The sequence below is a fragment of the Anabaenopsis tanganyikae CS-531 genome, assembly GCF_029891675.1.
Classification (GTDB): domain Bacteria; phylum Cyanobacteriota; class Cyanobacteriia; order Cyanobacteriales; family Nostocaceae; genus Anabaenopsis; species Anabaenopsis arnoldii.
Genome location: NZ_JANQDF010000109.1, coordinates 1 through 23,900, shown reverse-complemented (window position 1 = coordinate 23,900; position 23,900 = coordinate 1). Strand labels below are relative to the sequence as shown.

The 23,900-nt window shown below is 41.2% G+C and carries 17 protein-coding genes, 1 tRNA gene and 1 pseudogene; 9 read left to right on the top strand and 10 right to left on the bottom strand.

Going from position 1 to position 23,900, the window contains the following annotated elements; all coding sequences use genetic code 11:
* Nucleotides 1-173: 173 nt before the first annotated feature.
* A complete protein-coding gene (gene grpE, locus NWP22_RS11160; protein WP_271732397.1) occupies nucleotides 174-1,391 on the top strand; it encodes a nucleotide exchange factor GrpE in 1,218 nt (405 codons plus the stop codon).
* Between the two features lie 30 nt (nucleotides 1,392-1,421).
* Nucleotides 1,422-4,583 carry an Hsp70 family protein gene (locus NWP22_RS11155; protein WP_271732398.1) on the top strand — a complete coding sequence of 1,054 codons (3,162 nt, stop codon included), beginning with the start codon at nucleotides 1,422-1,424 and terminating at the stop codon, nucleotides 4,581-4,583.
* Between the two features lie 22 nt (nucleotides 4,584-4,605).
* Here the strand turns inward: NWP22_RS11155 and NWP22_RS11150 are convergent, their stop codons facing one another.
* From NWP22_RS11150 to NWP22_RS11105, 10 genes are all read right to left on the bottom strand, one after another.
* Nucleotides 4,606-6,222: a glycosyltransferase family 39 protein gene (locus tag NWP22_RS11150; protein WP_271732399.1), complete on the bottom strand. Its 1,617-nt coding sequence runs from the start codon at nucleotides 6,220-6,222 to the stop codon at nucleotides 4,606-4,608.
* Nucleotides 6,223-6,361: 139 nt separating this feature from the next.
* On the bottom strand, nucleotides 6,362-7,282 hold the full coding sequence (locus NWP22_RS11145) for an NAD(+) kinase (protein WP_271732400.1): 921 nt from the start codon (nucleotides 7,280-7,282) through the stop codon (nucleotides 6,362-6,364).
* Between the two features lie 6 nt (nucleotides 7,283-7,288).
* Nucleotides 7,289-7,594: an NADH-quinone oxidoreductase subunit NuoK gene (gene nuoK, locus NWP22_RS11140; protein ID WP_006199065.1), complete on the bottom strand. Its 306-nt coding sequence runs from the start codon at nucleotides 7,592-7,594 to the stop codon at nucleotides 7,289-7,291.
* 81 nt (nucleotides 7,595-7,675) lie between these two features.
* Nucleotides 7,676-8,290 (bottom strand): NADH-quinone oxidoreductase subunit J, encoded by a 615-nt coding sequence (locus tag NWP22_RS11135; protein WP_271732401.1) that lies wholly within the window; start codon nucleotides 8,288-8,290, stop codon nucleotides 7,676-7,678.
* A 191-nt stretch (nucleotides 8,291-8,481) separates the two neighbouring features.
* Nucleotides 8,482-9,039 (bottom strand): NAD(P)H-quinone oxidoreductase subunit I, encoded by a 558-nt coding sequence (gene ndhI / locus NWP22_RS11130; RefSeq protein ID WP_271732402.1) that lies wholly within the window; start codon nucleotides 9,037-9,039, stop codon nucleotides 8,482-8,484.
* A gap of 82 nt (nucleotides 9,040-9,121) precedes the next feature.
* On the bottom strand, nucleotides 9,122-10,240 hold the full coding sequence (nuoH, locus tag NWP22_RS11125) for an NADH-quinone oxidoreductase subunit NuoH (RefSeq protein WP_271732403.1): 1,119 nt from the start codon (nucleotides 10,238-10,240) through the stop codon (nucleotides 9,122-9,124).
* 579 nt (nucleotides 10,241-10,819) lie between these two features.
* Nucleotides 10,820-11,956, bottom strand: a complete 1,137-nt coding sequence (locus NWP22_RS11120; RefSeq protein WP_271732404.1) for a citrate synthase — start codon at nucleotides 11,954-11,956, stop codon at nucleotides 10,820-10,822.
* Nucleotides 11,957-12,068: 112 nt separating this feature from the next.
* On the bottom strand, nucleotides 12,069-12,563 hold the full coding sequence (sixA, locus tag NWP22_RS11115) for a phosphohistidine phosphatase SixA (protein ID WP_271732405.1): 495 nt from the start codon (nucleotides 12,561-12,563) through the stop codon (nucleotides 12,069-12,071).
* 159 nt (nucleotides 12,564-12,722) lie between these two features.
* A complete protein-coding gene (locus NWP22_RS11110) occupies nucleotides 12,723-14,012 on the bottom strand; it encodes a DHH family phosphoesterase (protein ID WP_271732406.1) in 1,290 nt (429 codons plus the stop codon).
* Nucleotides 14,013-14,931: 919 nt separating this feature from the next.
* A complete protein-coding gene (locus NWP22_RS11105; protein WP_271732407.1) occupies nucleotides 14,932-15,429 on the bottom strand; it encodes an HNH endonuclease in 498 nt (165 codons plus the stop codon).
* Between the two features lie 362 nt (nucleotides 15,430-15,791).
* On the opposite strand from NWP22_RS11105, the gene alr reads away from it, so the two are divergent.
* The 7 genes and pseudogenes from alr to NWP22_RS11070 all read left to right on the top strand — a co-directional run bounded on the left by alr (nucleotide 15,792) and on the right by NWP22_RS11070 (nucleotide 23,764).
* Nucleotides 15,792-16,979 carry an alanine racemase gene (gene alr / locus NWP22_RS11100; protein ID WP_271732408.1) on the top strand — a complete coding sequence of 396 codons (1,188 nt, stop codon included), beginning with the start codon at nucleotides 15,792-15,794 and terminating at the stop codon, nucleotides 16,977-16,979.
* Nucleotides 16,980-17,058: 79 nt separating this feature from the next.
* A tRNA-Leu gene (locus NWP22_RS11095) sits at nucleotides 17,059-17,140 on the top strand.
* A 533-nt stretch (nucleotides 17,141-17,673) separates the two neighbouring features.
* Nucleotides 17,674-18,732, top strand: coding sequence for a response regulator (locus tag NWP22_RS11090; protein WP_271732409.1), 1,059 nt, complete (start codon nucleotides 17,674-17,676; stop codon nucleotides 18,730-18,732).
* Between the two features lie 60 nt (nucleotides 18,733-18,792).
* On the top strand, nucleotides 18,793-19,170 hold the full coding sequence (locus NWP22_RS11085; protein ID WP_271732410.1) for a response regulator: 378 nt from the start codon (nucleotides 18,793-18,795) through the stop codon (nucleotides 19,168-19,170).
* A 7-nt stretch (nucleotides 19,171-19,177) separates the two neighbouring features.
* Nucleotides 19,178-19,678, top strand: coding sequence for a chemotaxis protein CheW (locus NWP22_RS11080; RefSeq protein ID WP_271732411.1), 501 nt, complete (start codon nucleotides 19,178-19,180; stop codon nucleotides 19,676-19,678).
* A 528-nt stretch (nucleotides 19,679-20,206) separates the two neighbouring features.
* Nucleotides 20,207-21,460: pseudogene (locus tag NWP22_RS11075) on the top strand (methyl-accepting chemotaxis protein); the annotation flags it as partial.
* Nucleotides 21,461-22,093: 633 nt separating this feature from the next.
* On the top strand, nucleotides 22,094-23,764 hold the full coding sequence (locus tag NWP22_RS11070) for an Hpt domain-containing protein (protein ID WP_280801888.1): 1,671 nt from the start codon (nucleotides 22,094-22,096) through the stop codon (nucleotides 23,762-23,764).
* Nucleotides 23,765-23,900 lie beyond the last annotated feature (136 nt).

The following is a 23,900-nucleotide window of genomic DNA, read 5'->3' as shown; positions in this document are numbered from 1 at the left end:
CTCTTGATTGGAAGAGGACTATTCCAGCTACGTGATATAATCACTGAGTTGTTAATCAAGAGTCTTTCAATATCTATCTTTAGATAGATGACAGTGCATATTTTTTTATTGTTAAGTATATGCTTCTACATTCTGATGCATCATTACTGCCTACTACATAATTACTCGAACCTATGGATCACAACACTCACAAACCAAAACCCAAAAAGAAAAATTCTACTTTTGTTCGTCCATTACCTCAACAACCTAAAAAGTCTCAAAACACTAAATCATCCTTAAAAGATGAATTTGATCTGGAAATTCTCCAAAAAAATCCTTGGGGACAATTTTTATTATTTGTGGAAGATTTCTACAGTAAATACATTCCACCCAGTACAGAGGAGGAGAAAAAACGTGGAAATATATTGCAAACCGCCATTAAAACCTTCAATGAACATCATCAAGAATCTTGGAGACAAATACTCCATAGAATTCCTCCATCTTCCACCAAGCTGATTGATGACTTTTACTATTATCTATCTAACCGTAGAAAACTTACACCACAGGAAGTTTATCAAGAATCTCAAGCAGCTATCCAAGGTTTGATTAATAACGCCGAATATGGATTTATACACACAGATAATAAAGATATTGGCAGAATTAGCCAGCTATGTGATGCCATAAATTACTTTCAAAAACACCGTTCTAAAACCTATTTAGTTCTGTCTCAAATAGAAGCATATGTTCCAGAAGATGCTAAAAAATTCTTTGCAGCTTCTCAGGTCTTTCAAGGCATAATTGCATCTGGTCCTCATGAAATACTCATGGATTTTGGCATGGCCTTGATGAAACATTTTAAAGTTACGCGCACTGCAATTAAAGACCAAACAGCTAAGAATCTTGTTTCAGGTCTCGGAGAGATTGAAAGACAATTAACAACTCAAATTAGTATTTTAGAAGCTGAAAACTTAGAACTGACTCGAGAGTTGGAGCAACTGCGTGAGCAAGGACATCAAGAAATTGTGACCCAAATTGCTCAAGAACTACAAAATGGTTCCCAACCGGCTTTAGATCAAATAGAGAAAATTATCAGTTTAATAGAACCTCAAATTGAAGCGAGTGGAGAAGCTCAAATTTCCTCTGATGATTCTCTGTCCATATTTATTGTCTTGCGTAATTTAATGAAAATATTCCAAAAACTAGGAATAGAAACTTACCCGAAGTCCCTCAAAGATAGTTTCACAATATCTCAACTTGACTTAGCAAAATATGCTTATGTAGGGGGAACGCCTTTTACAAATTACACAGAAATTAAACAAGTACAGTGTATTCAGAAAGGATGGAAGGTTAACGACAACATAATTACACCGGCAAAAGTACAAGAATTAACTGATAATTCCAGCAATAATTAAAAGATTTTTATAAAAACAGGATAAAAAACCATGGCAGAAAATATTGCAATCTTATTAGACCTAGACAACATTAAACCTGAACTTGGGGAAATTGAATCTATTTGTACCAAGTATGGTTCCATAAAAGTACGTCGTGCATTTTCCAACACTCCAGCAGTCCTCTCTGCTTATGGTAGTCAGCTACGTAATCTAGGATATCGCTTTGAATTAACACCCGGATTGACATCTGTTCCCCAAGAAGTTGATAATTTAATTTTCCGCACATCCGAGGAGTTGATTAACAATTCCCAGGAGCAAATTAATATCATTGCCGTTGTTAGCAATGATAATGATTATGCCAAATTATTTTCTTATTTAACCAGTAAACAAGTTAAAACAGTAGCTATTGGTAATAATCAACTGGGAAATAAACTTAGAGAAACAGCCACATATATTGAATTACTCCAAAACATTTTACGCCCCACATATTTAGGTATCGACTTAGGCACTACTAACACAGTCATAGCAAGAGCTAGTCAAACATTAATGCAGGAATGGAAAGCTAACGCCATTAGTATTCCGGTCAAAAATGAGCATGAAGCTGTACAACATACAGAATTAATTCCTTCTGCTGTCAGGTATTCTCAATTAGATACTGCGAAAATAGGTAACCATGTCCGCAGCCAATATTATGCTTTTAGAGATCAAACTATTCTGGCTTGGAAACATGATATTGGTACTCTTCAAGATGGGTTACCTTTTGAATATCAACTTACTATCGGTAATGTTACACCAGAACAAGCCGCCGCAGAAGTTTTAAAGTTTTGTCGTCATCAATTAACCCAAAAACAAATAGATGTGAGAGGTGCAGTCATCACTCACCCAGCGTCCTATGAACCTGATGCTATTGAAGCGACCCGGAAAGCCGCTAAATTAGCAGGTTGGGAAGAAAATAACATTGTTTTGTTACCAGAACCAAAAGCTGCTTTATATGATTTCTTATATAGACTCCGAAATGGAGAGATTTGCGCTGATTTAGATACCAGTCGTCCTTTAAATATTCTTGTCTATGATTTAGGAGGGGGAACTTTAGATACTTCATTGCACAAAGTATACTGGAATAGCGATATAGCCCAGTTTTTTATTGAGGATATTTCTATTGGTTCCCGTACCAGAGTGGGAGGCGATCAAGTTGATGAAAAAATAGTTGATTATTTGTTTACTAACTATAGTAAAATAGGTAAGTTATCTGTACCTGAGCAAAAAAAATTGTGGTATGAACTCAGGATTTATGCTGAACAATTTAAGCAAGTTTGGGGCAGTAGATATTCTGATAGCCTCGATAAGGAAGAGTTTAGAATGCCGTTTGAATACGTGAGTTCTAGCTCTAGTTTTCCGATTTTCTACAGTTTGGGATATCGGCAAATGCAGGAAGCTTTAAAAGAGTTGCTGTGTCCAGATATTAAACCGGAACTAATAGAAAAGTTAGACCCAAAAACCGCTTTTAATCAATCTCCCTTTGTAGACCGTCGTGACACTTTTATCGTACCTGTTCTTGATGTCCTCCTCAAAGCTAAAGAGAAGTTGGGGGAATTACCTAAAATTAATGGCATTCTGCTTAATGGGGGGATGACATATTTCCCTTTAATTCGGGAACGCTTAGAACAGCTTTTACCTGGAATCCTCATTCTATCAGAGGGAGATCCAGACTTGGCGGTGGCTCGTGGTGCTGCACTTTATGCAGCAGGTACTGTGGGTAAATCAGAAGGAATTAACCCCACAAATATTTGGCTAGAAGTGACAGATTATAATACTCAAGAATCAAAATTAGAGTTGTTAGTTGCTCATGGTCAAAAGTATCCTTATCGCACTACCTTGGCGGGATTCCGTTTACCAGCATTTGAAGACGACGGTTTGATTGGTTTTAAAGCTTGGGTGGGTATGGGTTCCCAAATTAATCAAAATACTACTTTACAACGGACTCGCCGTGTTAATACCGATGAAATTCGGGCTGCTGATATTCAACCAGGAGATTATTTAAATCTGGAAGTAGAATATACCTTTGATGAGCGATTATTACTGACACTCGTACATCGCGATCGCCCAGATACTCGTTTCCGCTTAGAAGTTTCCCCCCAAATACCGAGAATTAGCAATGTTGAAAAAACAGTTAATCAAAAAACAGTTAATAACACAGCCACAGATTTAATTCCTAAAATTAGCCGTTCCCGTCCAGGTAAAGAAATTAATCCCGATATTGAGGTAGAATTTTCGGCTTGGGGGAGGGTCGCATTTAGTCTGGCTCAAAATTGGCAAAATGCTAGTGTTCAAACCCAAAGACGAAATCTAGAAAATCAGACTTGTCAGGGTAAAAATCGTTTATCTATTATTCGCAGTTTATTACAGTGGTTGGAAACACAGAGTAATGTTAAACCTGATTTACAACAAAGCAGAAAAATTGTAGCCGTAATGGCTTTGTCTAATATTATGCAAAGTTTACCTGTTGATAGTTCTGATTTCCAAGTCAGAGAACTAGAACAAAGGTATCACAACTGGATTTTACGCCAATTTCAAGCTGGTTTATCCAGATATAACCACATACATGAATTACAAACAGCCATTTCCCTGGCTCCGGGTAAAATGCTATGGTCAGATTTTAGCGAGTTAATTTACCAAGAGTTTACAGTCATCTCACACCTAGCACGTTCCGTTAATTTACTTAACTCATTTGGTTTTTGTGCTGAACCTTCTGTACGTAATATTACGCGCTTGCGCTCGATTATCCAAGGCAATCAACATTTAGCTGTGCGCCAAAAAGCTTTCTGGGCTTTAGCCAGAATCATTAGCCCTGGTCAACCCCAGGAATGGCGAGCCAATCTCAATGATGTGGAAAAAGTAGCATTATTTGTTTTAGAGCAACTTAAACATCAAATTAGTGAGCCTCAAATTGCTTTAGATGCTTTAGGTTGTCTGGGTCAATGTATTGGTTGGCACATAACAGGGAATCTACTTCATGAACGAATTGTCAATGACATTTTATCCCTGACAAAGATTTATCTGCCTTGTCAAGGTAGAATGGTTAATTTCCCGGGTATCTCCCAACAGTTTGACCGCAAGTTAGAGCTAATAGAAAGGGCTTTTCATCTTGATACTGCTACTATTGAAGATATTAAAGACATCAAAACTTGGCTTTTAGAAATTGTCAATGGTTAAAGTCTAAATTCAATTGAGATAGTTACCGGAGATGAGTTAACTTCCACAGCAAGTGATAATTATCGCGATAAACCACATTAGCTGTAGATTTATATCTGGTTTCTATTTCTCTACGCCAGGTATCTGAAGGATTGAGTAAGAAAATATCCTTAAAACCATCAGGAATATTAGGAATATCTTCACCATTAATTAATTGAAACCTTACTTTTGGAGTAACAAGATAGCTCAGGGAAAATACAGTTACATAATTAATTCCCTGAGAATTACTAATTAAAAGTGGTTTTTGCGCCTCATTGAGAATCTCAGCAACTTCTGGATTACCATAACTAATTCCCTTATTCCACCAAGTTTCTCCTTCATAGCGAACTCTACAAGAAACCATCCCCAACACAATTATTAATACTAAAATTACTTGCCACAATCTCCGGCGCGATGAAATTCCACTATATATTTGGCTAGCTAACATATAGGCAACAGAAACTAGAATACATAAATATACAGGTATTAAATATATGATAGAAGTATAAACTAGTGCTTGATAAAATAAATTCGGCAGCATTAGTGGTATGAAGGGAACTATAATTAATGTCACCATAAACAACCAGGTCTTATAATTAGTGGTGCAACATATAAAATAAAGTGCATATCCTGCTAGAGATGTAAAAATCAGAGAAATTAAATACTGTATGGGGTTTTCTAAGCCGATGTTCAAATCGAAAAAGATTCGACTTATCTGTATAAATAAAATTGGCTGCCAATGTAACATAGATTTATCATTTTGCGTGACATCTGCTGATACAATAAACTCAAATAAATTGGCTACCACAATAGTCATCCAGGGCATAAAAGCTAAAAAACCTAGAGATGAGGCTAGTAAATAAGCCCTAACTGTTTCCGTTAGTTGAAATCTATTAATTGTAATTACATAAATTCCCTGGGTAACCGCTAAAAAAATACTCCACAAACTTGTATAAAGACTAACTACCAAGCTCAATACATAAATACCCCAGGTAGCAAAAGGGTCTGGCATTTGCTGTACTTTGACTAATTCGTGGTCAGATTGTGATTCCAGGCGCATAGCTCGCAATAGTGAGGCACTACATAGTAGTATGGTGAGTAACCACAGAATATATGATTGTGCTTCTTGAGCATAAAGCACATGAAGAGGGGAAATTGCCATCAAAGCGATCGCTAAACCAGGTACTGACAATGGCACATTAAATAATTCACGGCAGAGCCAGTAAATAGATGGAAAGACCAACAAACTGATCAAAGCAGATAAACTTCTAATGACAGTGACTGAATTACCAAAGGTTTGCACCCATAATCTGGCAATTAAATAATAAAGTGGTGGAGCTTGCGGGTCTTCTCTTACCAGAGACATAATTGTGTCACTAAAGCCCTTTTCTAGATTAGGAAATTGGAACCTAGCAAAACTTGCCTTAGTAATTACACCACCGTTAAATAATTGCTGCTTAACTTCAGCTACCGTATAGCCAGAAATGCGCAAAGATGTATAAATTTCATCATGGGAGTAAACTTTGCCTTGAATATTAACAAAGCGGAATAATATACCCATGGCCAACAAAAAAATAATTAAAAACCGCAACCAACTCGGAACAAGAGTCAGGTTCCGCATAAGCAGGTTTCCGATAAAGTAGTTTAAAATCTTCCCACAGCCACAATTACTGAAAAACCCCCGAAGATACCCGGGGGCTAGCATATTGTTGTGTTCACAGATAACTAGCAACAAAAACGCTCGGTAGACACCTGAACAATCAATTGCGGTGATTATTACTGTAGCGAACCCTTGTACCCGCCCAAAGCAGCTTCTCTCGGAGTGTCTGATAGTATGAATTGTTCTCTCGCAAAATAATGAACTTCGCCCGACAATCTGCCATACGCACATCAACCCGATGTCCTGGCCAAATAGAGGTAGATAACACCCCATCCATCCACAGTTTTGTACTCAAATCATAATCTCCCAAAGGCCAGATGCTAACAACCGAACCAGGAGGTAAAACTAGGGGGCGGCTAGAAAGACTCATAGGACAGATGGGAGTTATGGTGAGAGCCTCCATACCGTCATGAATAATCGGTCCATTAGCAGAAACAGTATAACCGGTAGAACCTGTGGGAGTGGAAATAATCAAACCATCTCCCACATATTGGTCTACCACCTCACTATCAATTTCCATTTCCAGAATTGAGGTAATCATGCGGTCAGCGGAAGCAGGTTTGACACAAAATTCGTTTAAAGCGAGGTAGTGTTCAGTCACTGGTTCCAAATTCGTGCGATGACCCTCATACACTGCAGCTTGTAACATCATCCGCCGTTGGATAGCATAGCGATCCTCAAACAGTCTGTCCCAAACTTTCTCTGTATCTTCAAACTCGTCTACGGACTCAGTTAAGAAGCCCAGATGTCCGCCAACATTAACGCCCAAAATAGGTATACCGGCCGGGGCTAAATGTCTAGCACCAGTTAAAACAGTGCCGTCACCGCCGAGTACTAAAGCCAAATCAATGGGTTGAGTTGCAGAAGCCAAAAATACCGGGTAAGGGTTATCTTTGGGCCCACTAGGCCCCATCAACACGTGACAATGGCGATTTTCCAGTTGTTGAGCACAGAGTTCTGCCCAGCGTTGACTCTGGGAATCTCGGGCTTTATAAGCAATGATTACCTGCTTGATTTGCACACAAAATTACCACTTGAGGAGATTAAACTGCTCCATATCAACGGTATCACGATTGCGATAAATGGCCAGCACAATGGCTAAACCCACCGCCGCTTCAGCAGCGGCCACGGTAATCACAAATACAGTGAATACCTGACCTTTAATTAAAGTTGAATCCAGAAAGTTAGAAAATGCCATTAAATTGAGATTAACAGCATTTAGCAGTAACTCAATTGACATTAACACCCGTACCGCGTTACGACTGGTAATTAGTCCGTAAATGCCGATACAGAACAAAGCTGCTGCTAGTAATAAAAAGTATTGGAGTTGCATCGATTTTACTGTCCATTCTCGTAGCTTGCGTAGCGTAGCCATAAAAAATCTGGCCTTTACCGGCGAATAATATCGCCGATTTTACTCTTTTGTTTCACTACCTGCTGATATCAGGTCTCTGGGGCGTTCTGGCAAAGTCAAAATTGTTTGTGGTAACTCTGAAGCTGTGGTTTTTTCAGGCAAATACTCGCGACGTGCCAAAATGATCGCTCCTAACATAGCTATCAGCAACAATACTGAAGCTAGTTCAAAAGGTAGTAGAAAGTCAGTAAAGAAATGCTCACCAATCACAACTATAGAACTTTCGGCAGCTACAGGAGCAGGTGTTGAGTATGCCCAGTGAGTCCCCAATACCATTGCACTCAACAGACCAAATAATCCTAAACTGACTATGGCTGTTACTACTTTGCGCAGTCCAGCACTGGGAAATGGTGCAAAATCCTGGCGCTTGTTCACCAACATAATGGCAAACAAAATTAACACGTTGACTGCCCCAACATAAACCAGTACCTGTGCTGCTGCTACAAAGTCAGCATTGAGCAAGAGGTACATCCCCGCCATGCTGATAAACACCCCCCCCAGCATAAAGGCAGAATAAACAACGTTAGAGAACAGCACTACAGCTAAGGCTGCTCCAATCATCATTACACCCAGTATGCCTAACGAAACAAACTGTACTCCTTCAGCTAAATTCACTTTTTCCGGTCCTTTTTGATTTCCAATAAATGGTAACTGGTAAGTGGTAATCGGTAGTAGCGATTACCCACTAGTACGGCACGGCGGAAACAGAAACATTTTTCCAGACAGTTCAAAAGACTAGAATGTGACCTTTGACTTCCGCCCAGCAGCGCTAGCCACTTGTTTTTTCTGTGTGCTCTACCAGGTCTTCACCGAGGAGAACCAGCACGAGGAGCATCAGCAGGTAGGTCATGAGGTTCCATGACACCATTGGGTAAGTAAGCCAGTTCGCGCAGTGGGGTCACCATTGGGTCGTTTGTGACTTTATAAGGCAGACGACCTAATGCTACGTTGTCATAGTTTAATTCATGGCGATCATAAGTGGATAGCTCATACTCTTCTGTCATCGATAGACAGTTAGTCGGGCAATATTCGACACAGTTACCACAGAAGATACAAACTCCAAAGTCAATGCTGTAGTGTTTGAGCTTTTTCTTTTTGTTGGCTTTCTCAAATTCCCAATCTACTACAGGTAGGTTGATGGGACAAACCCTCACACAGACTTCGCAGGCGATACATTTATCAAACTCAAAGTGAATCCGTCCCCGAAATCGTTCGCCAGGAATTAGTTTCTCGTACGGGTACTGTACTGTAACTGGTCGCCGTTGCATATGGTCGAAAGTTACAGCTAAACCTTGACCAATGTAACGTCCAGCTTGTACTGCTTCTTTGGCGTAATCACCAACTTGTTTGAGGAACTTTAGCATTTTTAGTGTTTTTCTCCCTATGAGTCAATTCACCGATTTAGGCTTTAGGCCTTATCTTTAGGTAAAACTTATTAGCCTGAATTTATCCCCCAAAGGCAAAGGGAAAGGCAAGTTTTAGTGCTGCAGTTACTAGAAGATTAACTAAAGCAAGTGGTAACAAAAACTTCCATCCTAAATCTAGCAATTGGTCAATCCTCACGCGGGGTACTGTCCAACGCAATAAGATGGCGATAAAGACTAACAGATAGGCTTTGATTAGGGTCATGATGATACCCAAAGAAGCAGTGACCACCTGCAATACTGGATTGAGTTCACTCACTCCCAGCCAGTTGGCTATCACACTCACCGGAATGGGAAAGTCCCAACCACCTAGGTATAAAACTGACACTAGTAGAGCAGAAAGCACTAGGTTGACATAGGAGCTAAGGTAAAACAGAGCGAATTTCATGCCAGAGTATTCGGTCTGATAACCAGCTACGATTTCTTCTTCTGCTTCTGGTAGGTCAAAGGGTAAGCGTTCGCATTCAGCCAGGGCTGCTATCCAAAAAATTAGTAACCCCACGGGTTGACGCCAAATGTTCCAGCCGAGAATACCATAGCCAGATTGCTGATTAACAATATCAATGGTGCTAAGACTGTTAGACATCATGACTACGGCTAGCACGCTCAAGGATAGCGGAATTTCGTAGCTAATAGATTGGGCGGCCGCCCGCAAACCACCGAGTAAGGAATACTTATTATTGGATGCGTAACCAGCCATTAATAACCCAATGGGGGCAATGCTAGAAAAGGCAATCCACAAGAATATTCCCATGCCTACATTGGTAATCACAATATTCTGTCCAAAGGGGACAATTAAGTAGGACAGAAATACTGGTAGGACAACTAGGATGGGTCCGATGGTAAATAGCCACGGGTCAGCTTTGGCTGGGACAACATCTTCTTTAAATACCAGCTTGACACCATCGGCTACTGGCGCTAGTAAGCCAAAAGGGCCAATAAATTCTGGACCTATGCGCTGCTGTACTGATGCCGAAATTTTCCGTTCTAGCCAAACACAGACTAGTACGCCCACTGTTGCGCCAATGAGCATTAGTATCATGGGTAAGGGCATCCAAATGGCTTTGGCTGTCCCTGCTGGTATCCCTAAATCCATCAAGGATTTAATAAACGTTCCTTGGAGGTCAATTCCTGAATTCATTTTTGGTGCTCTTTTAAGTCAACTACAGTATGAATTGTGAAGTTATGAAGTATAAATTTCGGACTATGGCTACGCCACCCAAGCCATCATCCTTGATTACACACCTACTTCATTCAACATCACTGGGCTTTGCCAAGGTCAGGGGCGGGCAAGATGCCCGCACTACAAAAGGCTTACACAGATCATCGCCGTTGGAGACTTGCCCACCAAGTGTGTGGCTTTTATTGGGCTGCTATGGGCTAGTCAACTCTTAGTTGAAGCTATCCCAAGCCTCATCCCCATAGCTTAGGTAAGGTAGTTGACCCTTTTATGCTTTGATGAGGTCGCGGGAATGAATTCCCATGCCTAGTATATCGTCGGATGGTTTTCAGCCCTCGAAGCTATACAAGAACTTCTACTTATGGTCAGGATTGGGATTTCTTTTGGGGAGATGGGGTAGTGCATGAACAATTCTGTTTCTACACCTCCCTTATCCCTTTACCCTGCCCTTGTAAAGCTCAGACATTACCTCCGCTGAGTTGATCTCAACGGTGACCCAGTTGATTGGGGCATTAGTATGACTAACGATCAAACCGCCCGTTAACGTTGCTCTATGGGGATGTAATTAACCCCATGCTCACCGTTATAAATCTGGCTAGGTCGGAATATCCGGTTTTCTGCCAGTTGTTCTTTCCAGTGGGCTAGCCAACCTGCAACCCGGGCGATCGCAAATATTGGTGTAAATAAGTCTGTGGGAATCCCCATTTTCCTGTACACCAAACCAGAATAAAAGTCAACATTAGGATACACTCCTTTACCCCCGAGTTTTTCCGCTACTACCTGCTCCATTTCTTGGGCAATGTCATAGTACTTATCATGCCCAAACTTAGCAAACAACTGCTCTGCCAGGTTTTGTAGGACTGTAGCTCGTGGATCTTTGACTTTATAGACACGATGCCCAAAGCCCATAATCTTGGCTTTACGTTGCAGCAGGTCATCTACATAGGGACGCACATTTTCTACCGTACCAATATCTTCCAACATCTGAATCACTTCTTCATTGGCTCCACCGTGTAGGGGACCGCCTAGGGTTCCTACAGCACTAGCCACCACGGCGTAAGGGTCAGTTAGGGTTGAAGCTGTTACCCTAGCACTGAAGGTAGAGGCATTCATTGTATGCTCCACATGCAGGATCAAGCAGATGTCAAAAATTTTTGCCGCCAAAGGATCCGGTTCTTTCTCATTGAGCATGTAGAGAAAGTTGGCAGCGTAGTCTAAGTCATCGCGAGGTTTTACGGGGTCATTGCCTTTTCGCATCAACCCAAATGCCGCTACCATTGTGGGAATGGTTGCTAACAAACGCACCACAGAATCCCGAATATAGGCGGGATTATGTAAATCCCGACGTGAATAAAACAAGCCTAGAGCCGCTGCTGAGGCTTGGAGAGCATCCATGGGGTGACCGCTTTCGGGAAAACATTTCATCATGTCACGAATGCGGTACTTGATCCGCCTGTGGGAGCGAATATCATCCTCAAATGTCTTCAATTCGTCTTTACTTGGTAGTTGACCCCAAATCAAAAGATAAGCAGTTTCTAGAAATGAACTTTTTTCTGCTAGTTCCTCGATTCGGATGCCACGATATTCTAGAATTCCCTTTTGCCCATCAACATGACTTATACTTGATTGGGCAGCCGGAATGCCTTCTAAACCAGGCTTGTATTCGCACACCATCATGGCAACACCATTTGCTTTTTGAAATATCTGATCAAGCCAACTTACCAGAAATTATTTTCACCATAACAGCAGTCAATGTCACAACATTTTGGGTAAAAATGTTGAAAGGCTGTTACAGCAGGTACTTGGGCGATGCTAGCCAAAACATTTGACTACGACCCACAGGTGAACCTATTTCTGGTAGCTTTATCCCGATCATACCTGCTTTTTTCAAGACTAAACTGTGTTTGACTTCCCCCCAAAGCATAATTTCTGCCCAATTGCTTAAACAAGGCTCATGGCCTACTAAGGCAATTTGGCTATTTTGGGCATAATTTTTTGGTTCTAACCACTCATTTAGCCAGCCTTCCATATTACCATTAGGGGCAACATAAATAGATTCCTCTAGTTGGGTACTTAGTCCAGCGGTTATGAGAATTTCTGCTGTCTGGTACGCTCTTACTAAGGGACTGGTGAGAATCACGTCAAACTGCAAACCCATCTGTTTAATTCTTTGGGCTACTTTCTCGGTTTTTTGTCTTCCTGCTTTAGTCAGCCTTCGCTCTTCATCTTGAATGTCTGGTTGCTTCTCTTGAGCGATACCATGACGAATTAAGTATATTTCCATGTTATTATCACTACTATTATAATAAGAGCCTGAATAAATCTATCCGTAGGGCTTTGGCATTACTCCTCGCAATGACAGCAGTCGCAGCCAATCCCTATACTATATTTTCCTAGGTTTTTTTCGTAAATATTACTTATGGATAGTGTATGAATTATAATTTCACACTGATTTAATGGGGTCGTCTTGAGGATTAACTAACTTGAGTAGTTTTTGCTTGATTTGAGAATCATATACTTCCCATTTCATTTTGGCATAGGTGGAATTTTCGTTACTACCAGACAGAAAACCCATGGGAATTTCAAAACCGCCTGCTCCTGTACGTCCGCCACCAAAAAATCGTCCTGTGCTATCTTGTCCAAAGGCTTCCTTGATAAATTCATCAGGGTCAAGGGTGAGTTTAGCAGTTCTGAGGGAACCAATAACTACTTCTACCTCGTTTTCGTCGTGAACAATACCGTAAACTACTGCGGTATGAACGTTTTCCTCAGTCACCAGAAAATCAGCGGCTTGGGGAATCGCATCCCGGTCTTCGTAGCGAAGATAACCAACCCCAGCAATGGAAAAGTTATTCTGAACAATGCGGTTTTTCAGCGATCGCTCAATCACATCCATTACCCGCTTAGAACGATTTGCCTGTAAAATAGCATTCAGCAATTGAGCATCATAAAACCGACTCAGATATGCTGCTGCCATGAAATCTTCTTCTTGGGCCTGCATCAGCCGATTAGTATCCGACCGTAAACCATGCATCAATGCTGTAGCACATTTAACGTGTTGGCTGATGCTGCTATCTAAAGAGAGTAAACCGGATTGCAGATACTGAGTAAAAATTGTCGATGTTGCTCGCACATTAGGACGAATATCAACAAACTCTGACTTGTGTTCCGCCTGTAAGGTGTGATGGTCAATGACTGCTATTACGGGAATTTCCGCCTGTTGTACGGCGGTCATCAGTTGACTTGTAGTTCCCTGATTATCAATCAAAATACAACCCTGATAAGATGACAAGTCTTTGCTTTTGAGGACTTGTGATGTCCACCTTTGGGCAGGTAATCCAGTTAGTTTAACTAAGGCAATATTTTCTTGATGACTCAGCGTACCAGCATAAATGATTTCACATTTTATATCATACTGCTGAACAATTAACTGGTAAGTCCAAGCACAAGAGAGAGCATCAGGGTCGGGGAAATCCTGTAGAATTACCAGATGACGCTCATGTCGGTGTGCAAAGAGGATCTTTTGCAACTCTTCAGATTTCTGAAAAGCCAAGGAATTTCCCCTTTGACCTAAATATCTATCTTGTTTTCCTTCGTCATGGGATGATGCCAAGGATGGCTTGGTGTGTGAAACTTCAAATGGTTCTTTACCTCTATGAGTAGCATCCTCTAGGCTAGGTTCTGTGGTCAATAAAAAACTTTCTGATTGCTGCGCGGCAGAATTTAATTGCATAGGGGACATTTTGATAAGTGCGAGCCTCCATTGACTTGTAAAGAAATAATACAATCAACACTCAACTGATTTCGAGACACATTCTAATATTCGCAAAAATATAGCTTGGTTGACATACTTATCTGGATGTATTTTCTGTGAATCAAATTAGTCAATAATCTGCCAAAATCACCCAAGTTCCCCCTGGTTATTTTTGATAATTTTCAATAATAGTTTCAACTAAACTTTTTATGTGATTTCAACTAATATAAGTATTTTGCATATTTTTATACTGTGGGGCGAGATTTCCACCTGACTCAGTTATTTTACAATATTCTGAGGTACTATAGACACCCTAATCTATAGTTGATTAGACACTCCGCCCAGTGAAGTGAAGGGGATTCTTGCTTTATCTGTCGTTCTTAGAGACTAAATACTAGCACCAAGCCTCCGGGTGTGGATAGCTCCACAAGCTGACAACGACTGTGCTAAGGGGTCTGAGGGGAGATTTAACGAAACTCCTGCTGAGACTCCCATATTTGTACAAGATTTATGATTTTTGCTACCAGGGTTCTGGCTGTTGGATCTCTCCACTTGACTTAGTACGGCCGGGTATGGGTATACCACGCAAGCTATGACAAATATGATTCATTCTTAACGGGCATATTAGTAAACCGGCTCCTAGGGTTTTTATATGTGCGCTTTACCGCTATGAAAATACTTTAGCATTTTCATACCCAATAAATTTGGGAATGCGCCTATCTCCCCCGATTAGAAACCGGTCGCTCAATAGAACATTATATTTGCCATCATGTTCTATTAGATGTCGCCAAACATCCTCTCGTATGGGGACAGAAGACCTCCCTCTGATGCCGCAGGATAATTTTACACCCGCAACAGGTGATAATTCCTTTAGGTGTTACGAATCATTACCGGATCGTCAAAGACCAATCACATATTTTTGCCACTCATTATGCAGTCCGCTGTTGAGGTGTTTAGTGACCTCAAAATAAAGGCTACTATAGGGCTGGCGTGGGGGATGACGCAAAGGCATATGGGCTTCGTAGGGTGTACGGTTACCTTTTTTGACGTTGCAACGGACACAAGCAGTAACAATATTTTCCCAGGTATCACCTCCGCCGCGCGATCGCGGTATGACATGATCTAGTGTCAAATCATCGCCGACATAGCCGCAGTATTGACAAGAGTGGCTGTCACGGTGCAAAATATTTCGACGAGTGAGAGGAATTTCCTTGTAGGGCACGCGCACATAATGACGCAGCCTAATTACGGTGGGCAACGGAAAATCTGTATACAGAAATTTACCGTTATGCTCAACGCGTTCTGCCTTGCCTTTAATTAACAGAATCACAGCGCGACGCCAGCTCGTGATATTGAGCGGTTCGTAAGAGGCGTTTAGGACTAAAACCTTCCCCATTGGTTAACGCTCGAGGTATTAGTTTCATGTATATTAACACAAATATACTCTTATTGGGAGATGAGAATAATTTATACGTTCATAACTGCTGGCTGTAAATGAGGTAGAGTTAATTCATGAAATACCCACGGCAATCAAAGAGATATTGGCGGGTTGACTTGAGATGCAATATGGGTTATCATGAATACGATGAGGAAGAACTATTCTTAAATAAATTAAATAAATTGCTGTTGATAACCTGATAATAACTCCCGGAACAAGGGTGAAGTTTACTGATTCAATTGATATAGCCTTAAGGGTGGCAAACCAGAATAATCAGATAACTTGGCCAGTGTGCAGTGCTGTGATAGGAGTTAAGTGCAATGTTAAGTCGCAGAGAAACGCCTAGTTTTGCGGATAGTCAGGAGCGTGATACATATGCTTGGTTCTCGCAAAGGGCTTGGGTGGAAATTGATTTAGGGGCGTTATCCCACAATGTGGGGCAGTTAGTAAACTTTATATTGCCACGTACCCAGTTGATGGCTGTGGTCAAGGCTGATGCTTATGGACATGGAGCGGTCACAGTGGCTCAAACAGCACTGCAATCAGGAGCCAGTTGGTTGGGAGTCGCTACAGTTCCAGAAGGTATTCAACTCAGGGAAGGTGGCATAAAAGCGCCGATTTTGATTTTGGGCGCAGCCCACACACCAGAGCAAATTCGGGCCATCGCCCACTGGAAACTACAGCCAACTCTGTGCAGTCCCAAACACGCTCTGATTTTTTCCAATATCTTAGAAACCATTAATGATACTTCTCCTTTACCCGTACACATTAAGTTAGATACGGGAATGTCTCGGTTGGGAACTGACTGGAAAGAATCCCTTGAGTTTGTGCAGTTAGTACAGAATTTACCTCATCTTGAGATTGCCAGCATTTATTCCCACTTGGCAACGGCAGATCATGCTGACACTACCTTCATGGAAGAGCAGCATAGACGATTTGAGCAGGCGATCGCCCAAATCAAAAAAATGGGAATCAATCCACATTGCTTGCATTTAGCTAACTCAGCCGCCACGCTAACCAATCCTGCCCTACATTACGACATTGTCCGCGCCGGTTTAGCCATCTACGGACTTTATCCAGCTCCTCATTTAAAAAATACGATTAACCTCCAGCCTGTTCTGCAACTGAAGGCGCGAGTTACTCAGGTCAAAACAATTAGCGCCGGTACTGGGGTTAGTTATGGTCAACACTTTATCGCTCCCCACGAACTCCGGTTGGCCGTGGTTGGTATTGGTTACGCTGATGGAGTCCCCCGTAATCTTTCCCAAAAAATCCAGGTTTTAATTCGCGGCCAGCGCGTGCCACAAATCGGGGTGATTACAATGGATCAGTTGATGCTTGATGTCAGCACCATCCCAGACTTACAAGCCGGGGAAATAGTAACCCTACTCGGCGAACAAGGAGGAGAAACCATTTCAGCTAACGATTGGGCGGAAAAATTAAACACTATTTCTTGGGAAATTCTTTGCGGCTTTAAGCATCGCTTGCCTCGTGTGGCGGTCATGTAGGAAAATTGGGCATGAGGAAAATATTTTTTTTATTTCCTCTGTCCATAAGAGATTTTTTGTGCTACGATGAAAGTCTGATGCGGATGTGGCGGAATTGGCAGACGCGCTAGATTTAGGTTCTAGTTCCGAGAGGAGTGAAGGTTCAAGTCCTTTCATCCGCATTTTCAATGCAGTAATTAAACTCCAGCCATCAATATCTGAGGGTAAGGTCACTAAGTTGATTTCTGGCATTGCCAACATAGTTCTAATTGCCCCTTGCTCCTAAGAGAAACACCATCTATTCTTTGTTTCTCCTAGGTGGCTTGGGCGGCAGCTAACCTGAGTAACTGATAATTTCACTCAGTAGCGCCTATTTTTCATGGGTTGGAAACAGGGGATAGTTTCCCGCCTAGAGCCGTGTGTGATGAAAATGTGCCCTGTTTGACAGTAATTATGCCAGTTAAAAATATTATTTTACCTTGTTTATACTGAAATATAATAGCAGCTTTGATCATGTTATTATGCTGCTATTATATTTAGCTCTTGAAAACCAAAATTAACAATATGGATACCAGCGCAGCTTGAGAAAAATGTGCCAATATGACAACTGATGATCCAGTGGACATTGCATCCAATGGCATTCATCTTACATATTACTCCCAAGGGCATCATACATATAGTTCGATTCAGACAAAGGTGAGGAAATAAAAGTAACATGAACATGACTTCTGTAACTAGCCACCGGGTACCCCAAAAACTACATCCCTTATCTCTGTTAGCACAACTCACAGGCCGCCATACTACTGGTAACTTACGCGTATATACTCAAATGGCTTCTTGGTTAATTAATATAGAGGAGGGTAAACTCACTTACGCATCTTATTCAGACAGACTATTTGAGCGTCTGGATCATCACCTATACCGCTTAAGTCAGAGAGTTCCCACTCTAGACAGTGCCACTCGTGTACAAATCCGGCTGATGTTTGAACCCAAAAATGAAAGTCAGTCTATGCCATATGCAGATTATCAAGCAATTTGCTGGTTGGTACGTCAGGAACTTATCACCCCCAGCCAAGCAGAAACTCTGATATCTCAATTATCCCAAGAAGCCCTAGCAACATTTCTCTCCTTAAAAGCAGGAAATTATCAATTTTCCATTGAGGATGGCTGGGAAAAATTACCAAAATTCTGCCATTTAGATTTGCGGTTACTAGTTGAATACTGTCACAAGCAGTTAGGAAATCAGCTAAATATCGACTCATCAGTTAAGGCTAGTCAAGGTTCCCCGGCTTTACCTCTTAAAAAAACGCCGTCGGAATTTCTCAATAGCCCACAATTCTCTCGGGTAAACAATACTGAAACTGCTGACAACAAGAATCATGACAATTCTCAGACATTTGGGAGAGAAAAGGTATATACAGTTGTTTGTATTGATGATAGTCAAACAATATTGGATTCTATAAAACTTTTTCTGGAAGGTGATACATTTTCAGTGGTGGCAATCAATGATCCATTAAAGGCGTTAATGAAAATTATACGATCTAAACCAGACATAATTTTACTAGATGTAGAGATGCCGAATTTACAAGGTTTTGAATTGTGTTCCCTATTAAGGAGGCATTCAGATCTGAAGAACATCCCCATTGTTATGGTGACGAGTAGAAAAGGATTTATTGACAAAGCCAAGGCAAAAATGGTCAGATCATCTGGGTATTTAACTAAGCCTTTTACACAGCAAGATTTACTCAAAATGTTGTTTAAGCATCTGGAATAGTATATATACGTCCATCTGATCATACTGATCATATCAGTTTTATCTTGAGAAAATTTTAGTATGACTATTATTCTAGTGGGCAAAATACTGCTTGTAGACGATTCACCCAGCGAATTAGAACTAATGAGCCATTATCTCAAAGATAGTGGTTACAATGTCATTCATGCCACTAGTGCCAAAGAAGCGTTAGACAAAGCTGCTTCAGAACAGCTAGACGCAATTGTTACTGATGTAGTCATGCCTGGAATGAGTGGATTTGAGTTATGCCGTTCGTTGAAAAAAAATCCATCCACTCGAAAACTCCCAATAGTTATTTGCAGTTCCAAAAATCTAGAAATTGACCGATTATGGGCAATGAAACAAGGGGCTGATGCCTATGTGACTAAGCCATATACACGCGAACAGTTACTGCGTGCTATTAAATCAGTGACGATGTAATCAAATAATGAATAATTTTAACGGTATTTTTTCTGCCAAAGACAAAGAGAGCAACAAGGGTGATTTGTATCTTAAGTTTAAATTAAATCAACAAACCACTGCTCTTGTGAGCATGAATCACACTCAAGAAGCAGTTATATTACCCGTAGAATCTGTCACTGCAATGCCTAATATGCCGCCTTGTGTATTAGGCTTGATGAATTGGCGCAGTCACATAATTTGGGTAATCGACTTGCCAATAATGCTCAATTTAGAATCTATAAATATCAGGCTTCGGCAATACAATGTCATCCTAATTAATGTAAAATCTGTAGTTTTAGGTTTAGTTGTACGAGAGATAACAGGTATAAGTAACTTGAGATCTGATGACATTCAGTCTCCCTCTGGAAAAGTAGCCGCTAGTTTACAGCCTTATGTGCGAGGCATTGTTCACCAACCAGAAATGTGGCTGGTGTTGGATGCATCGAGTATTGTGGATTCCCCGATTCTTTGCAGTGATCATGTGTAAATACAGAAAAACATTTGATATTTATTTATCACCCCCATTATAGCGAATAAAACTATCTTTAACAAAACCGCTATGAGTCAAATTAGTAATCCTCAAAATCCAGCATCTTCCATTTCACCCACAGAAATTACCGATGGTCATGTAAAAGACTCAAACAGGCATCATGCAACAGTTAATCATGTTATACAGGGACATTTACAACGAGGCACTCTGTTGATGAAAAAGACGATTTTAGCCATCGCTATCACCAGTATACAAACAATAGGGATAGGTGCGATCGCTTATTTTGCTCTTCAATCGGTGCATAAAATTGATCAGGCAACCACAAAGTCAACACACAAAGTCAACAGCTTAAATTTGGTTACATATGAAGATATTCAAATGCTGACGGTATTCAGAAATACCATAGCAAATAATGACAGAATTGCCATAGTCAATGGTCAAGGTGACTTGATTCGCCAATCCCAAGACGAACAGCCGAAGCATAGTATTTCAAGACAATTGCAAGAAATCATAGGCAGCCCCATACTACTAACAGGATTGATAGTATTAATAGCAGTGGTAATGATAGTTTGGTTAGCGAGCTATACCACACGGCAAATTTTAAATGCATCTGGGGAATTATCAAAACTTGGTAAAGTTGAAATCGAAGCTCCTGGAGACAGATACAGCCAAGATGATTTACGAATCATCCACGCAAATATTCATCAACTAGCCCTACAATTAGAGGTTTTAACTAGAGAAAAGACCATTCAAAAAACCAGCAAGACTGAAGAACAAGGTGCTAACGAAACACTGCAAATACAACTTTTAGAACTAATCAATCAAGTAGAAAGTGCCGCTGGCGGTGACCTAACAGTACGTGCCGAGGTGACAACGGGAGCAATTGGCACTATCGCCGACTTTTTCAACTCTATTATCGAAAACCTCCGGGACATTGTTACTCAGGTAAAAGAAGCAGCCACCCAAGTAAATGTGTCCATTGGTACTAACGACGCAGCAATTCGCCAACTCGCAGCAGCAGCACTCACCCAATCCGCCGAAATCAGCTGCGCCCTGGATGCTGTTGACCAAATGACTGTTTCTATGAAAAGCGTAGCGGAAAACGCTCAAAAAGCTGCTGTTGTTGCCCACAATGCTGCTAAAAATGCCATCAAGAGTGGAGAAGCAATGGATTTAACAGTGCAAAATATCCTGAGTTTAAAGGAAACAGTTGGCGATACTACTAAGAAAGTTCAACGGTTAGGGGATTCTTCGCAACAAATTTCCCGCGTGGTGTCCTTAATTAACCAAATTGCCACCCAAACTAATTTACTCGCTATCAATGCAGGTATTGAAGCAGCCCGAGCGGGTGAGGAAGGACAAGGTTTTGCTGTAGTAGCCGAAGAAATAGGAGAATTAGCCATCCGTAGCGCCACAGCCACCCAAGAAATTGAGCAAATTATCGAGAATATCCAGCGGGAAACTTCCGCAGTGGTGCAGTCAATGGAAATAGGAACTTCCCAAGTAGTGGAAAGTACAAAAATGGTGGCCGCAGCCAAGGAAAATCTGGGTCAGATTTTGGATGTATCGGGGCAAATAGATGCTTTGGTACGGTCAATTTGTAATGCCACTACATCCCAGTTACAAACCTCCCAAGAGGTCAGCCAGTTAATGCAACAAGTGGCTTCTATTTCCCAACGTACCCGTGATTCTTCTGGTGTGGTTTCCCAATCTTTGCAAAAAACTGTGGAGATTTCCCAGCAATTGCAAGAGGCCGTGGCAACTTTCAAGGTGCTGTGAATTTTGTCTCGGGGAATTCCATAAATTTTTGAAAGGAACCCTGTTACCTATAGTTTTACAATACGGGTAACTGGCAAAAGAATCATGCGTGTTCAAGTTGTGGTTATACCACTCATAGGGATGTTGCAGCCGCTCAAGTAGTTCTTATTAGGGGGCTTGCAGCCCTAGGGCATACGGTGAAGATGCTTGGTGTTAGCGGATCGGCGCGTTAGCGCGGGTAAATTCATGAGAATCCCCGCAAAGCAAGAATCCCCAGGCTTCTAGCCGTGGGGAGTGTCAAAGTACCACAGTTAAACTGCTGCAAGATTCAACTATTAAGGCCAACTGGAAAGCAATCTGACTTCGTGAGTGTATTTGTGAGCAAATGTTAGCGAAAAGGTATCGGTCATGATCACAGTCATGGGAAATAAAAATATTTTTTGTTTTGATAGTAAATTTGTCACATATGAAAGCGAGATATTTTTTTTCAATCTTTTTGCTTCCAAAAGTACAGAATTGAAAACGCTCTCTTTCCCGCCGAGATGGAAGGATTTCGGAGATGAACATCAAAACTGCCTTGTGCATATTCGGGATGCTCCTTATAGATAAGAGTGGCTATATTTGTCTTCAAGATTGGAACAGAACATAAAGAATATGTCAAAGGATAAAGAACTGGAAATCCAGATGCAGTTTCTCGAAGAAGCAAGAGATTATCTTAATACCCTAGAAGCAGTGTTGCTGGAAATGGACACCAGTAAGCGCATCAACTTGGAGAGAATTAACGCTGCACTTCGAGCAGCCCATTCAATCAAAGGGGGGGCTGGAATGATGGGATATCGGACTCTTAGTGATTTAGCCCACCGTCTAGAGGATTCTTTTAAAGTCCTAAAAACCCGTAAAAATTCCCGTGATGTTGACCCTCACGCACAAAATTTACTACTCTCAGCAGTTGACTGGCTCAGGCAAATCATAGAATCCTTATCACAAGGAAATGAGATAGAACAGCAGTGGTTAGATAGTTTTTGTTATCCAGTATTTAAGGAACTGCGAGATCACCTGGGCGAACCCTCTCCTGAAGATGCTGCGACCATGTTATCACCCGAAGATGGGCAAGATATTATCCCGATGCTGTTTCAAACTGAAGTGGAAGGATGTTTGCAGCGTCTGGAGTCTGTATTGGCAGACATCTCTCAGCCTTGCTTACAAGAGGAAGTGGCTATCATGGCGGCTGAATTGGGCGGTTTGGGAGAAATGCTACAATTGCCAGCCTTTACGAGTCTTTGTGAATCGATAGCGCATCATATCAGCACTGTCACCAGAGAGCGCATTCCCGAAGTTGCCCAGTTAGCTTTGCAAGCATGGCGGCGATCGCAAGCTTTGGTATTGACAAATCAAGCGGAGATTTTACCCACTGAGATATATCTGAAGGATGTAAATATTTATATACCTGAAGAAGTACAGACAACAGCAGAAGCAATACCAACAAAAAATACAATATCTTCCTCTGAAATTACTACCGTAGCCGATAAATATATTACCCATACAGAGGATCTAAATAAAGACTGGGAACCCAGAGAAAATACTGTGCGCGTTCCTATTCAACAACTGGATCAAATTCATGATTTATTTGCGGAACTTACTGTCCAGCGTAATGGGTTAAATTTCCAACTGCAAAAACTCCGTAAACTCGTGGGAAGTTTGCATCAGCGAGTCCAAACTCTAGAGCGAGAAAACTATGAACTGCGGACAACATATGAGAAAATCGCCCATCCATCTGTGAACACAAACCCAGTGCGATCGCTCGGAGAATATCAGCTAGGATATATAAAAAAATTCCCTACATTAGAAATGGATCGCCAAGACGAGATTAACCGGCGATCGCATGAAATTATAGAAAGTATTGTGGAGCTACAAGAAGTCACAACTGATATTCAATTAAGCGTTGATGATACAGATCAAATTTCTCGCAAACTTAACCAAACATCCAAACAATTAGGGAGAAAAATTAATCATATTCGGATGCGTCCCTTCTCCGATTTAGTGGAGCGTTTTCCCAGAGCATTGCATGCTCTTAATGTCGAGTATGGTAAAAATGTCAAACTAAAAATTGAAGGTAGAGATACATTAATTGAACGTAGCATTTTAGAGGCCTTAAATGAGCCAATTATGCACTTATTAAGAAATGCCTTTGATCATGGTATCGAAGATCCGGCAACTCGTCGGGCTTTAGGTAAACCAGAACAGGGATTAATTGAAATTACAGCTAGCCATCGCAGTAATCGCATAATTGTTACCATGCGTGATGATGGTCGGGGTATTTCTTAGGACTTACGCAACTGGCACAGGCGATCGCTACGCAGAGCTTGCATCTGTGTGTAGCAATCGCTAAATGAAAGCACATTGGTATTATATAAGTGATGTCAATGGCACGGGGGGATGCCTAGTGCAGTTGATAGTAGAA

Excerpts from the sequence above, each read along its gene's own strand:
- grpE (WP_271732397.1), top strand. The coding sequence starts at position 174 with ATGGATCACAACACTCACAAACCAAAACCCAAAAAGAAAAATTCTACT.
- NWP22_RS11155 (WP_271732398.1), top strand. The coding sequence starts at position 1,422 with ATGGCAGAAAATATTGCAATCTTATTAGACCTAGACAACATTAAACCT.
- NWP22_RS11150 (WP_271732399.1), bottom strand. The coding sequence starts at position 6,222 with ATGCGGAACCTGACTCTTGTTCCGAGTTGGTTGCGGTTTTTAATTATT.
- nuoK (WP_006199065.1), bottom strand. The coding sequence starts at position 7,594 with ATGCAACTCCAATACTTTTTATTACTAGCAGCAGCTTTGTTCTGTATC.
- ndhI (WP_271732402.1), bottom strand. The coding sequence starts at position 9,039 with ATGCTAAAGTTCCTCAAACAAGTTGGTGATTACGCCAAAGAAGCAGTA.
- nuoH (WP_271732403.1), bottom strand. The coding sequence starts at position 10,240 with ATGAATTCAGGAATTGACCTCCAAGGAACGTTTATTAAATCCTTGATG.
- NWP22_RS11120 (WP_271732404.1), bottom strand. The coding sequence starts at position 11,956 with ATGATGGTGTGCGAATACAAGCCTGGTTTAGAAGGCATTCCGGCTGCC.
- sixA (WP_271732405.1), bottom strand. The coding sequence starts at position 12,563 with ATGGAAATATACTTAATTCGTCATGGTATCGCTCAAGAGAAGCAACCA.
- NWP22_RS11110 (WP_271732406.1), bottom strand. The coding sequence starts at position 14,012 with ATGCAATTAAATTCTGCCGCGCAGCAATCAGAAAGTTTTTTATTGACC.
- NWP22_RS11105 (WP_271732407.1), bottom strand. The coding sequence starts at position 15,429 with ATGGGGAAGGTTTTAGTCCTAAACGCCTCTTACGAACCGCTCAATATC.
- alr (WP_271732408.1), top strand. The coding sequence starts at position 15,792 with ATGTTAAGTCGCAGAGAAACGCCTAGTTTTGCGGATAGTCAGGAGCGT.
- NWP22_RS11090 (WP_271732409.1), top strand. The coding sequence starts at position 17,674 with ATGAACATGACTTCTGTAACTAGCCACCGGGTACCCCAAAAACTACAT.
- NWP22_RS11085 (WP_271732410.1), top strand. The coding sequence starts at position 18,793 with ATGACTATTATTCTAGTGGGCAAAATACTGCTTGTAGACGATTCACCC.
- NWP22_RS11080 (WP_271732411.1), top strand. The coding sequence starts at position 19,178 with ATGAATAATTTTAACGGTATTTTTTCTGCCAAAGACAAAGAGAGCAAC.
- NWP22_RS11070 (WP_280801888.1), top strand. The coding sequence starts at position 22,094 with ATGTCAAAGGATAAAGAACTGGAAATCCAGATGCAGTTTCTCGAAGAA.